This is a genomic window from Thiovibrio sp. JS02 (assembly GCF_053485635.1).
The window spans coordinates 142,704-155,086 of sequence record NZ_CM130715.1 but is presented as its reverse complement, the minus strand read 5'-3'; the positions used below and the strand labels follow the sequence as shown (position 1 = coordinate 155,086).

Here is a 12,383-nt window from a genome sequence, read left to right as displayed (position 1 = left end):
GCCAGGAATCAGCAGGGAGCAATAAGGGGTTAGGGCGGAACGGAGGGGTGAGCGTATTGTCCGGAAAGCCGGGTTGTTGGCAATCTTTTGCGGCAGGCAGCCGTCGCGCCGGGCGCCGCGCCATCAATACATCTCGTATTTGGCGAGAACCCCGGGCAGGCCGCCGTTGCTCAAGGGTTTTTTCCAGGCGGGCCGCAGGCCGATATTTTTCATGAGCTCTTTGCTGCCAAAATAAATAAAGGCGGTGGAGCCCGCGCACCTGTGCTTGAGAAAGCTCCCCAGCTCCTGAATCAGCGCCGCCGCCTCGGCCTGGGCCCCAAGCCTGACGCCATAGGGCGGATTGGCAATGAGCACCGCATCGCTGATGGGCGCAAGCTCCTGGAATCTGGCCGGTCGGAGGGAAACCCTCTCGCCGGAAGGCAGATTCCGCAGATTGCTCCGCGCCGCCTTGATCGCGGCCTTTGCCGCGTCACTTCCCTGGATAAGCCCATCGGGCAACGGGCGAATCCGCCCATCGGCCACGGCCTTTACTCCCTGCCAGACGGAGGCCGCGAAATCCGGCAGATGCATAAAGCCGAACTCCAGGCGCAGATATCCAGCCGGCACCTGACAATAACGCATCAGCGCCTCGCAGAGCAGGGTTCCGGAGCCGCAGAGAGGGTCAAGCAGCGGCCTGTCGCCATCCCAGCCGGAAAAGGCGACAATGGCGGCGGCCAGGGATTCCTGCATGGGCGCCTCGACACTCTCGCGCCGATAGCCGCGCCGGTGCAGCGAGCCGCCGGAAACGTCAAGGCTGATCACCGCGGTGTTGCGATGGATATGCAGATTGAAGATGAGGTCCGGATTCAATTTGTCCACGTTGGGACGGGAGCCCAATTGCTGCTGGAACTGATCGACAATGGCATCCTTCAGGCAGAGCGACGCATACTGGGAATGGGTGATCTTGCTGTCGCTGACATTGGCGGTGATGACAAAGGTCTGGTCAAGACGGAAGAGTTCGGGCCAGGAAATGTTCATGGCCGTCTTGTAAAGATATTTCGTGCTGTGGCAGTCGAAATGGATGAGCGGCGCCAGGATGCGGGTGCACAGCCTGGTCTGGTAGACAACCCGATACAGGGTAGCCTGGTCGGCGACAAAGTGGAGACCCCGGAACACGGGGTTAAGCTGTTCAGCGCCAAGAGCGGCCAGCTCGGCGGCAGCCAGCTCCTCGACATTTTCCGGAACCTGGGCAAAGTAGCTGTTGTTTTTCTGATAAACAAACATTTTTTCTCTCCTGATGCCGCGGAAACGATCCTGACCGTTTCCCGTCTCCTCCCTGCTTTTTTTATCGGTTCAGCCGGATAAGCTGATGAACCAGGGAGGTAAGGGCGGCGCTCCAAAGGAAGTGGGGCAGTAACAGCAGCGTTGCCCGGAAGGAATAGGGCCGGGCTATAATGATGATCAAGACGATGCTGCCGGCAAGCAGTACTGCCGCAAGCACGGCGAGATCCAACAGATGCCGGACGAAAAAGAGGTAGCAGAAAGCAATGCCGGCCACCCCGCTCATGAGATAGAGCCGCACTCCCGCCCCGAGGGAGGCGCTGGCCCGGGCCGCATCGACAAAAAGAACCAGGGACCAGGCGGCCAGCAGCGAGAGGACCGGCCAGGCAACGCCCAGGAGCCACGGCCCGGGGGCGTGCGGAGGTTTAACCAGGGCGGGATACCAGTCCGCAATCCCCCGGGCGGCAAACCAGAATTCGATACTCCCCACCAGGCAGGAAAACAACGCGATGAGCAGCAACTCTATTTTTCGCATCTCCATTTGGGCCACGGACTCAGACGTGGCGGCAGGATGCGATATATCGCATCCTGCCGCCAAAGACAAGCAGGAAGGTGCCCTGCCTCGGAAAATCTCCCGGGCGGCTCATTCCCAGGCGGCCATTACCCGGTTGCGCCCCCGGCGCTTCGCCTCATAGAGCGCGTTGTCCGCCTCCCGGTAGGCGGCATCGAGACTGGCGCAGTCCGCATCGATCCGGCTCACCCCGATACTGACGCTCAAGGATCGGCTCTTACCGTTCAATTCCATATCCTTGCGGGCAAAACTCCCCCGAATCCGCTCGGCAACCGCCAAAGCCCCCTGCTCGTCGGTCTCCACGAGGATGGCGGCAAACTCCTCCCCGCCCAGACGCGCGAAAATATCAGCGGCACGCAGAATCTCCCGGCAAAGCGAAGCAAATTGCCGCAAAACCTGATCGCCGGTCTCATGACCGAAGGTATCATTGATCTCCTTGAAGTGGTCCAGGTCAAGCATCAGAAAAAAAAGACTCTTCCCGTAGCGTCGGCTGCGGATGAACTCCTGATCGGCAAGGGCCATGAAGTGCCTTCGGTTGAAGACCCCGGTCAACCCGTCGATGGTGGCGAGCATCACCAGCTTTTCTTCCTTGGCCTTGCGATCGGTGATGTCGATTACCGCGCCAACCGCCCAATAGGCGTTATCCCTTTTGATCCGGGCGACAAAAACCTCGGCCGGAAAGATACGGCCATCCTTTTTCCTGGCAATAAGCTCGCGGGATCTGTTGACAATGGGTCCCTCGCCGCTCCGCCAGAATTTTGCCAGCCCCTTTTGGGCCTCTTCCTGCATCCCCTCGGCAACCACCAGTTGATGGAGCTTCAGCCCCATGATCTCCTCGGCCCTGTATCCAAAGATCCGTTCCGCGGCGGGGTTGAAGAAACGGATCTCGTCCTGGCCGTCAATGAGGATCACCGCGCTCTGCACCGCGTTGAAAACGATGCGAAAAAGCTCCTCGCTTTGGGCGAGCCTCGCCTGTGAGTCCTGCCGCGACTCCTCCAGCGCCGCATACTGCGCCAGAAAGGAAATCATTTTCCGGGAAAATTCCGCGAATTCCTTGATGCGCGACTCTTCCCCCCAGGCATCCCCTTGCCGGTGAAAGATAAATCCCTCCAGCCGCCGGAGAACCTGCGCGGAAAGGTGCTGGACGTATTTTGAAAAAAACAGCGAGACGGCAAGCCCTCCGGCAAGCAGGGCGGAGAGACCCAGGAGGACATGGAGGCGGATTTTTTCCCGGGCCACCCGCACGGAGGCAAGATCGACCTTCTTGCCGGCCCAGAGAGAGAGGTCAACATTTTCACCGGCAAAGAAGGGGGCCCAGGCCATTTTCCCGGTCGGGAAATCATGCACTCCCGCCCGGCCCGCCGCAAAAACCCGGGCAAGCCCGGGAAAATCATTGAAAGCGGCGGGCTGGCCGTGGGCATCGGCCAGATAACAGCCATCATTTAAAACCCAGACAAAATCAGGGAATTCCTGCCCCAGCACATCGACACTGATGTCGCCCACATAGATCCCGATCTTTTCCCTGTTTTCAAAAACCGGGGTGAATATCCGCAGTTGAAAACGATGCGCTGCCTCACCCGGGGCGTCGCTTTCCGGATCCAGGAGCAGGGTGAGGAAAAAGTCCTTCTCCGGCATCGCCAGGACTTTCCGGATGCTCTCCGGGGCAAATCCCCCCCTGCCCGCCTCCAGTTGCCTGTACTCCGCTTCCCCCGTCCCCTTGGCGAGAGCAAATCGTTCGACCCCGTTCAGGTCGAGAAGATGGACGCTTTCGATGTCCTGATTCTCGGCAAAAACCCTGGTCAGCACGCCGGCATAACGGCTCGCCGCCTTTTCCCTGCTGATGCTGCCGGGAACGCTGCCCCCGCGGTGGAGGAGCTCCATGACCGCGGGCAGCTCGGAGACAAACCCGACCACCTGCTTGTAAGTGTCGATTTTTGTTTCCAGATGGTGCAGCTCGTCGAGCATGAGGTGCAGTTCTTCATGCTCCTCGATTTCCCCCAACTGAGCGAGAATGCCGGTCAGGGTAAAAGAGGAGAAACCCACCAGGGGGATGAGCGTGAAGAGAAAAAGAAAGGCCAGGACAAGCGTTCCCAGGCCGATGCGCCTCTTTTTCCTTGTTACCATCTCCACCTCCGTCAACGCCCATCTCCAGAACGCGGGACGAGAGCAGGCGGATGTTCCGCGCGCCGGGTCCGCTGCTTTCCATGGCCGGCGGCCCCTCACGTCCTTTTCCATATCATACAGGGACCAGCTCCTCTGGCAAGAACCTTGTTCGTTCCGGAAGATAAAATTTCCGCTTTTCCTCAGGTTTGGCCATCCCATCCCCTCCTGCCCCATATTGCCCTGCGCCGCGCACTTTGTCAGCATGGTGGGGCGCCATTTTCTGCGCCAGGAAACAAAAAAATATTGAAGTCACAATACGATACGAATACAAAGGAGGTATCCCCCGCGCCATCTTGCCCGCGGCCGGCGCGGCAGGGGCTGTTTTCCCACTTTCCCCGCACCCCTTCGACAAAGGCCAGACAATGCACAGCGACGAGAAATCTTTTCCCCCGGATGATACGGCGCAGGAACTGTATGCCCGGCTTGCCGGCATTGGCCCCGGCGCGCCGGGCACCGGGGATGCCCGTCAGGATGAGCCCGACCGTGGCCGCCCCCTGCCCGGCGAAGCCGTGGTGACCTCTCCCGAACTTCTCAACATGACCCCTCCGCTGCCTGACCGCCCTGGAGCGGGCCATCTCCCGGGCCAGATGAAATGACGACAGAGGAAGAATTCCCTCCGCTCGAACTGCCCATCGACGGCGTCCTCGACCTGCACGCCTTTCGGCCGGCCGAGGTCAGGGATCTGGTGCCGGAATACCTCGCGGCCTGCCGGCAACGCGGCATTTATCAGGTCAGGATCATCCACGGCAAAGGCACCGGCACTCTGCGCCGCCTCGTGCAGAGCATCCTGGACGGATCGCCCCTGGTGGCCTCCTTTCGCCTGGCCGACGAAACAGCCGGCAGCTGGGGCGCCACCCTGGTTTTCCTGCACCCCGGTCCTTAAAAAAACAGCGGCCGTTTCCCCATTTCTTTCATTGCATTTTCAGAAAAGACCGGTTAACTCTGGCATCTCAAAAAATTACTTCCTTTTTCGCACAGCTGGAGAAAACCATGACGTTCGAATCATTCGAAGAGGCCCTGCACATCTGCATGACAGCGGAACCCGACAGCGAGGAACAGGACGCGGCCCTGGCCTACTGCCTGGAAAACGCCCCGGAAGAATTGAAGGAAAAAATCAAGGAAGGGTTGGCCAGTTTTCACAACGCGCAAAAAGAAGCGCATGACGAAGGCTGCGGCTGCGGCTGTCACCACGATCACTGAAAAAAAGGCCAACGGTCGTAAGCGGTTTCTGACCGTTGGCCAACCGGATCATCGTTACTTCCCGAACAACGGCCGGAATTCGCCGTACCCTTCCTTTTCCAGATCCTGCGCCGGAATGAAGCGCAGGGCCGCCGAATTGATGCAATAGCGCCGGCCGGTGGGCGGCGGGCCATCGTCGAAGACGTGGCCGAGATGCGAATCGCCTTCCTTGCTCCGCACCTCGATGCGGGTCATGAAGAGGCGTTTGTCCTCATGCTCGACGATTTTTTCCGGCGCCAGCGGCCTGGTGAAACTCGGCCAGCCGGTGCCGGAATCAAACTTGTCCAGCGAGCTGAACAGAGGCTCGCCCGAGACGATATCCACGTAGATCCCCGGCCGCCTGTTGTTCCAGTATTCGTTCCTGAAGGCCGGCTCGGTTCCTTCCTGCTGGGTAACCTGATACTGCAGAGGCGTCAGCCGGCCGCGCAGCTCAGCCTCGCTCCATTTTCTGTCCCTTGTCCGCTCCTTTCCCCAGACCGAATCCAGGAAGCCGTCCCGGCCGGAACCAGCCCGGTAAAGCCTGTAGCGGATGGGATTCTTCTTGTAATAATCCTGATGATACTCCTCTGCCTTATAAAAGGTGGTCGCCGGAACGATGGGCGTGACAACGGGCCTGGCGAATACCTTGCGGGCAATGAGCTCCGCCCGGGATTGTTCCGCCAACCGCCGCTGCTTTTCGTCAAGATAGAAAATGGCCGAGGTGTAGGCGTGGCCCCTGTCCACGAACTGACCGCCGCCGTCGGTGGGATCAATCTGGCGCCAGAAGACCTCCAGCAACCGCCCATAGCTGACCTTGGCCGGATCATAGACAATCTCGATGGCCTCGATGTGGCCCGCGTCTCCGTAATCCTCATAGGTCGGGTTTTCCGTCCGCCCGCCGATGTACCCCGAGGTGACGGAATAAACCCCATCCAGTTGCTCAAAGGGTTTTTCCATGCACCAGAAACACCCGCCCGCAAAAATGGCCTTCTCCCTTCCGGTTTCCGCCGCCACCGCGGAGGAAGCCGCCAAGCCGAGCGCGGCTATCGCCAGAAGGACAATCCCTAAATTTTGGCTTATCTGCATTATGGTTTTCATGACAGCACCCCCTTACTCACTTAATTGTTTGATTAAACTATAAGCATGAACCGCCAAGAGACAGCGCCTCCCCTTTTTTTTCGGCGCCAGCCGGTTCGCGCACCAAACGCGTTCCGCCCCGTGCACTTGCCCGCTCATTCTGCTACAATAAAAACAGACCCAGCGCGAGAGCAACGAAACCGGAAAAAACCATGTATCGCGAACTGATCGAATGCGCCAACGACCCCATCTTTGTCGCCGATGCCCAAAGCGGCGAAATACTCTTTGCCAACACAAAGGCGGCCACCCTTCTCGGTCGCCCCCGCGAAAACCTTGTCGGCCTGCATCAGTCCGCCCTGCACCCAGCCGACAGGCGCGAGGAATACAAGGCCCTCTTCAATGCCTCGGCAAAGAAGAAATCCTCCGTCTTCAACGACCTGGCCGTCCAGCATTGCGATGGGTCGGAAATCCCGGTGGAAATCAGCTCCAGGGCCGCCTCTTTCGAGGGAAGAAAGGTTATCATCGGCATCTTTCGCGACACCCGCGACCGCAAAATCTTCCCAAAAGCGCTCCGGGAGCAGGAAAACCGCTTCAGCGCCCTGGCTGCCAGCTCAAGCGACATGATCCACCTGAACGACCGGGAGGGCCGCATTCTCTATGCCAATCCCGCCACGGAGCAGCTGCTGGGTTATGGCCTGGAAGAAGTGCTGGGCAAGGAGGCCTTTCTCTTTATTCATCCGGACGACCGCAAAACCATAGCCAGGGACATGGCGCAGACCTTTGCCGGCCAGAAAAGACCGGATCGGGAAATCAGGCTGCTCCGTAAGGATGGCGCAACCATTTTTGTCGAGGTCAAAGGATTTCTCGTCGATGTGGGCAGCGGAGAGAACTATGTCGGCGCAATCATCCGTGACGTGACGAAACGGAAAAAAGCGGACAGCCTGCAGCGGAAGCAAACCGCCGAGCTTGCAGCCCTGAACGACGCCCTGCGCCTGCTGATCGAACAAAACTCCAAGGCCCTGATCGAGCAGGAACGCACCATCCACAACAACCTCCAGCATCAGGTTTTTCCCTACCTGGAACAATTGGCCGGCAAATGCGCCACCGTCGAGGGCAGAGAACTTCTCGGCCTGATCCGTCACAATCTGGAAAAAATCACCTCGTTCTTCCCGCAGGAAATCACCCGGGAAATTCCGGATATAACCCCACGGGAGTTTGAGATCGCCAGCCTTATCCAGCGCGGCAAATCCACCAAGGAAATCTCCCTGCTGCTCTCCCTCTCCCCGCGCACCGTGGAATGCCACCGTGACACGATCCGCAAAAAGCTGGGACTCACCGGGAGGCGGGTAACCCTGCGCGCCCATCTGGCCACCCTCGGTTAACGTTCCCTCGCCTCTCATTCTACCAGCACCCAGTATTTTTTACGTATTGTAATCCGAGCCATGCCGCTTCTATGATGATAAAAATCATTCCGGCCCGGGGAGTCACGACATGAAGATCGGCACGGCTTACAGCATTGAGACGGACAGCGGCAAGGCCGGGAAGCTGGTTGGAGAGTCTGTCCTGCAAAACGGCCGGATAACCGAGCCGAACTTCATCCTCGCCTTTTGCAACAGCGGCCTCCACGCGGAAGATTTCTTCGCCGGCCTGCGCGCCGCGGTTGGCGATGCCCCCATTCTCGGCGGTTCCGCCATCGGCATCATCACCAACGAAATCATCGCCTCTTCCGGCTGTGTTTCCGGGGCCCTGGCCCTTGAATCCGATACCATCAGCCAGCAGATCGCCACGGCTGGCGATCTTGACAAAGACGAAAAAGCTGCCGGCCTCGCCTTGGGCAAACTGCTTGCCCCCCGGAGCGACCAGTACCTGCTTTTCCTGCTTTACGACTCCATCAGGAAAGCGGCAGCTCCGGACACGCCTCCCCTGCTGAATGCCTCCCTTCCCCTGGTCGCCGGCATCAACGAAACCCTGAAGAAAAACATCCCCATATTCGGCGCCGGAGTGCTGGGAGACCACCAATTCGGGGCAACCAGTCAATTCTGCGGGGACAGGGTCGCCAGTCAGAGTGCGGTGGGACTCCTCCTTTCCGGCCCCTTCACCCCCTATCACCGGGTAATGCACGGGTGCACCCCCATTTCGGGCGAATACCACCGGATCACCAAAAAAAACGGCCCCTTCATCCATGAAATCGACAACCAGCCCGTGGTAAGGATGATCGATGACCTCTATGGCGGTACCACCTGGCGCAAGGAAAGGCCGGTCAACCTGCTCACCATCGGCGTCAATGCAGGAGAACGGTTTGACGTCTACCGGGAGGAAAACTACATCAACCGCCTGATTACCGGAATCCTGCCGGATGAAAGCGGTATCTGCCTCTTTGAACCGGATCTGACGGAAGGAACGGAGATCCAGTTCATGCTGAGAGACACGGCCAGGATGATCGACTCGGCCCGCAGGAACACCGCCGACCTGCTGAGGAGCATCAAGAAAGACGGGCGGAAGATCCGCCTTGGCATATACATCGATTGCGCCGGCAGATCCGCGCGGATTTCGAACACGCTCACGGAAGAAGCGGCAGAGGTGCGGAAATTGTTCAATGCCGACAATGTTCCGCTTTTCGGCTTCTACTCAGGGGTGGAACTTGCCCCATACCATGGCGTGAGCCGCGGCCTCGACTGGACCGGCGTCCTGCTCGCCCTCACGGAATAACGCCATGACCGAAGCAAAGAACACCGACAACCCCCGCGAAAAAGTCCTGGCAAGAGAGTTGGCGGAAGCCCGGGAAAGCCGCGATTACTACAGGCGCATCGCCAGGGAGGCCGGCAGGAAGAGACTACAGGAAATCGACCAGCTGAATCGAGTTATAAGCAAATTCAAGGAGGCGGAGCACTCGCTCACCGAAGCGCAAAAAAACCTTGAGGAACGGGTAACGGCACGGACCCGGGAATTGCGGGAGAGCAACGAGAGATTGCGCAGGGAAATCACCGAGCGCGAAAGCGCGACAACCGCTCTGCGTGAAAATGAAGAGCGGTTGCGCCTGGCTCTGAAGGGGGCAAACCAGGGCATCTACGACCTCGACCTCAGGTCGGGCAAGGCGGTGGTCACTCCAGAATATGCCTTGATGCTCGGCTTTGCCCCGGACGCCTTTGAGGAAACAAACGAAAAATGGCTGAAGCGGCTCCACCCCGATGATCTGGAACGGGTCCGGTCCTGCTATGAGGGCTATCTCCGGGGAGAAACTTCTGAATACCGGGTCGAATTCCGCCAGCGCACCGCGACCGGAGCCTGGCGGTGGATTCTTTCCCTCGGGGAGATCATGGAACGGGATGCGCTGGGCAAGCCGACCAGGATGCTGGGGACACATACCGACATCACCGCCCGCAAGCTGGCCGAACTCGAGATCATCCGCGCAAAAAAAATAGAGTCCATCGGCACCCTGGCCGGCGGCATCGCCCACGATTTCAACAATCTGCTTTCCGTCATTCTCGGCAACATCGAACTCGGCCGAACATTGCTCCAGGGCAGGGAGCGGGAGCTGAGCTGGCTGGAGGATGCCCATACCGCCTCGATCAAGGCAAAGGAGCTGATCCGCAAATTCATTTCCTTTTCAACAAAAAGCCTCACCAGGAGAGAAATCAGCGAACTCCCCCCCATCATAGAGGACGCGGCCAGCCTTGCCCTAAGCGGAACGAACGTGCAGCTCACCACCGCCTTTGCCCGGCAGCTCTGGCCAATCGAAATCGATAAAAGCCAGATCCGCGAAGCGGCATTCAACGTCATTAAAAATGCGGTGGAGGCCATGCCCCACGGTGGAATCGTGGCGATAAGCGCGGAGAACACGATCATCGACCCTGTTTCCAGGAATTCCGAGGATCCGGCCCGGGACGGCGAGTATGTCAAGATCGTCTTTCACGATTCCGGCCCGGGCATTCCGGAAAAAGATCTCTCCAACATCTTTGACCCATACTTCTCAACCAAGGAACGCGGCGCGGAAAAAGGCATGGGATTTGGCCTCTCCATTGCCTATTCGATCCTGAAAAACCATGCCGGACACATCGAGATCACCTCCTCGCCCGGCAAGGGTACCGAGGTCATCTTCTATCTGCCGAAAGCCGCTCCTCCGGCGCCGGCGACCGTCCCGGCGCCGGCCGGAATGACCCGGCTCGGCAAAATCCTGATCATGGACGACGAGGAGTTGGTCAGAAACATGCTCAGAAAGATGCTTGAGCACCTGGGGTATACCGTCGTGGAGGCGGGAAACGGCGAAGAGGCCCTGGCGCTGTACCGCAAAAGCCGGGCGGGCAAGAAACCCTGCCTGGCGGCCATTCTGGACTTGACCATCAAGGGGGGGATGGGCGGCCTCGACACCCTGAACGCCCTTCGCGGCCTCGACCCCGGCGTCAGGGCCATTGTCGCCAGCGGCCACTCCTCGGACCTTGCCATTGACGATTTCGCGGCATACGGTTTCAAGGCCGCCCTGCGGAAGCCTTTCACCATTACCCTGTTGCAGGCCACTCTGGAGGAGGTGCTGGGCCGGGGCACACATTAAGGCGGGTGCCCCATAAAAAAACTCCGGCTGCCTGACGGCGGCCGGAGTTTCCTGAAATATCCTCCGGGGCTCCAACGCGCCCCTGCTGTCTTCTTTAGCCTTTCTTGATGTAAAACCGGAAAAAACCAGCGTCTTCCTTGTCGCCGAGAAAGGTATGACCGGTGCGCGCACACCAGCCGGGCAGATCATTCTTCGAACCCGGATCCGTACCAAGAACCTCCAGGATCTGGCCGGAGCTGATGGAGTCGATGGCCTTCTTGGTCTTCAGAAGAGGCATGGGGCAGCTCAACCCTTTTGCATTGAGAGTGTGGTCCGGCTTGATGTTGTCTAAATCCATGTGTAACCTCCCTTTTTGGTAATCTTTGGAGAGCATTGCCCCCCGGTTCCCCAGATAACATAAAAAAAAGAGCGAATACCTTTATCGATATCTCTTAGCAAGATTACGGCCAGCGGCATCGGAAATCTTCACTTTTCTTTCTTTCCGCGGCGGTCGGGCATTTCGAGGGAAGCACAGTATCAGTCTCGCACCGGATTTTTTTTTTGTAAAGTACCACGTTTTGGGAAGTTTTTAACATTACACCGTTTCCTTAACCATTCGTCTTCCCCCTGTTGCAGGAAGAAATGACCAGGGAGGGAACATTTCGGCGCGCCCGGGTCATGGGCGGCAAGGAGATCAGAAACTGGCGGAAGTGGCCAGCTTCTGGCTCCGGAAAGATCGGTCAAAAGAAGTTGGCCGTGATCACTTCCCCGGCCAGGAAACTGTCCAGCGCATCCTGATCATAAAAAGCCCGCTCAAAAAAAAGCCCCTGGGCAGGCGCGGTGAAAGCGCCGAGATTCGCCGGCTCAGCGAGGAAATGCCCCACCGCGGCAACAGGGAGACTCCCCTTGCCCACCTCACAGAGCACCCCGACGATCCGGCGCACCATCTTCCAGAGAAAATGGGAGCCGACCACGCGGATCAGAACAAGATCCGCGGTTTCCGCAACCATCACCCTGTTCACCAGTACCAGCGGCGATTTTTTCTTGAGCACCTGCCGGTCGGTGAAGGAGCTGAAATCGTGCATCCCCTCCAACAGGCCGGCAGCCTCCCGCATGGCCGCAAGGTCGAGAGGCTCCTTGATCCACCAGACGTAGGGCTTGCAGAAGGCGGTCTTGCGCCTGGCGATCTGGTAGAGATAGCTGCGGCCTATGCAGTTGTGGCGCGCATGAAAACGGGGCCCGGCCTGCTTGCACTCCAGAAGGTTGATATCATGGGGCAGAATCTCGTTCAACCGCCGGCCGATCTCGACCGGCGCAAGCCCGGTCGCCGCCTCCAGATGGGCGACGAAACGCAGGCCATGTACGCCGGCATCGGTGCGGCCATTGCCCTGCACATCAATCTCGCCGGCAAAGATTTCTGCCGCCGCCTGCAGGATGCTGCCCTGGACGGACCTGGCGTCCTCCTGCTTCTGCCAGCCGCTGTACCTGCCACCGTCGAACTCCAGAACCAGCTTGAACCGCTTTTTTTCCAAACCCATCACACCACCCCATATTCCCGGCTCGGCG

General features: G+C 58.9%; 12 protein-coding genes. 6 read left to right on the top strand and 6 right to left on the bottom strand.

Annotation, left to right across the window (positions count from 1 at the left end; all coding sequences use genetic code 11):
- Window positions 1-123 precede the first annotated feature (123 nt).
- The 3 genes from ACUUL3_RS00750 to ACUUL3_RS00740 all read right to left on the bottom strand — a co-directional run bounded on the left by ACUUL3_RS00750 (window position 124) and on the right by ACUUL3_RS00740 (window position 3,955).
- A complete protein-coding gene (locus ACUUL3_RS00750) occupies window positions 124-1,263 on the bottom strand; it encodes a THUMP domain-containing class I SAM-dependent RNA methyltransferase (protein WP_448553647.1) in 1,140 nt (379 codons plus the stop codon).
- Window positions 1,264-1,324: 61 nt separating this feature from the next.
- Window positions 1,325-1,795, bottom strand: coding sequence for a TspO/MBR family protein (locus ACUUL3_RS00745; RefSeq protein WP_448553645.1), 471 nt, complete (start codon window positions 1,793-1,795; stop codon window positions 1,325-1,327).
- A gap of 108 nt (window positions 1,796-1,903) precedes the next feature.
- Window positions 1,904-3,955 (bottom strand): diguanylate cyclase, encoded by a 2,052-nt coding sequence (locus ACUUL3_RS00740; RefSeq protein WP_448553643.1) that lies wholly within the window; start codon window positions 3,953-3,955, stop codon window positions 1,904-1,906.
- Between the two features lie 401 nt (window positions 3,956-4,356).
- Here ACUUL3_RS00740 and ACUUL3_RS00735 point away from each other — a divergent pair, with 401 nt between their 5' ends.
- The 3 genes from ACUUL3_RS00735 (at window position 4,357) to ACUUL3_RS00725 (ending at window position 5,194) form a co-directional block, all read left to right on the top strand.
- On the top strand, window positions 4,357-4,590 hold the full coding sequence (locus tag ACUUL3_RS00735) for a hypothetical protein (protein WP_448553641.1): 234 nt from the start codon (window positions 4,357-4,359) through the stop codon (window positions 4,588-4,590).
- The gene (locus ACUUL3_RS00730) at window positions 4,587-4,877 is read left to right on the top strand and encodes a Smr/MutS family protein (protein ID WP_448553639.1); all 291 of its coding nucleotides are present in this window, start codon (window positions 4,587-4,589) and stop codon (window positions 4,875-4,877) included. Before ACUUL3_RS00735 ends, ACUUL3_RS00730 begins: the two co-directional genes overlap by 4 nt.
- A gap of 107 nt (window positions 4,878-4,984) precedes the next feature.
- Entirely contained in the window at window positions 4,985-5,194 is a 210-nt protein-coding gene (locus ACUUL3_RS00725) for a hypothetical protein (RefSeq protein ID WP_448553637.1), read from the top strand.
- 54 nt (window positions 5,195-5,248) lie between these two features.
- On the opposite strand, the gene msrB is transcribed toward ACUUL3_RS00725, so the two are convergent.
- Complete coding sequence (msrB, locus tag ACUUL3_RS00720) at window positions 5,249-6,310, bottom strand: peptide-methionine (R)-S-oxide reductase MsrB (RefSeq protein ID WP_448553635.1); 1,062 nt, start codon at window positions 6,308-6,310, stop codon at window positions 5,249-5,251.
- A gap of 191 nt (window positions 6,311-6,501) precedes the next feature.
- On the opposite strand from msrB, the gene ACUUL3_RS00715 reads away from it, so the two are divergent.
- The 3 genes from ACUUL3_RS00715 to ACUUL3_RS00705 all read left to right on the top strand — a co-directional run bounded on the left by ACUUL3_RS00715 (window position 6,502) and on the right by ACUUL3_RS00705 (window position 10,838).
- Window positions 6,502-7,671, top strand: coding sequence for a PAS domain S-box protein (locus ACUUL3_RS00715; RefSeq protein ID WP_448553633.1), 1,170 nt, complete (start codon window positions 6,502-6,504; stop codon window positions 7,669-7,671).
- 109 nt (window positions 7,672-7,780) lie between these two features.
- The gene (locus tag ACUUL3_RS00710; protein WP_448553631.1) at window positions 7,781-8,998 is read left to right on the top strand and encodes an FIST signal transduction protein; all 1,218 of its coding nucleotides are present in this window, start codon (window positions 7,781-7,783) and stop codon (window positions 8,996-8,998) included.
- 4 nt (window positions 8,999-9,002) lie between these two features.
- Window positions 9,003-10,838 carry an ATP-binding protein gene (locus tag ACUUL3_RS00705; protein WP_448553629.1) on the top strand — a complete coding sequence of 612 codons (1,836 nt, stop codon included), beginning with the start codon at window positions 9,003-9,005 and terminating at the stop codon, window positions 10,836-10,838.
- A gap of 94 nt (window positions 10,839-10,932) precedes the next feature.
- On the opposite strand, the gene ACUUL3_RS00700 is transcribed toward ACUUL3_RS00705, so the two are convergent.
- Both ACUUL3_RS00700 and truA read right to left on the bottom strand, forming a co-directional pair.
- A complete protein-coding gene (locus ACUUL3_RS00700; RefSeq protein WP_448553627.1) occupies window positions 10,933-11,175 on the bottom strand; it encodes a sulfurtransferase TusA family protein in 243 nt (80 codons plus the stop codon).
- Between the two features lie 382 nt (window positions 11,176-11,557).
- Entirely contained in the window at window positions 11,558-12,355 is a 798-nt protein-coding gene (truA, locus tag ACUUL3_RS00695; protein ID WP_448553625.1) for a tRNA pseudouridine(38-40) synthase TruA, read from the bottom strand.
- Window positions 12,356-12,383 lie beyond the last annotated feature (28 nt).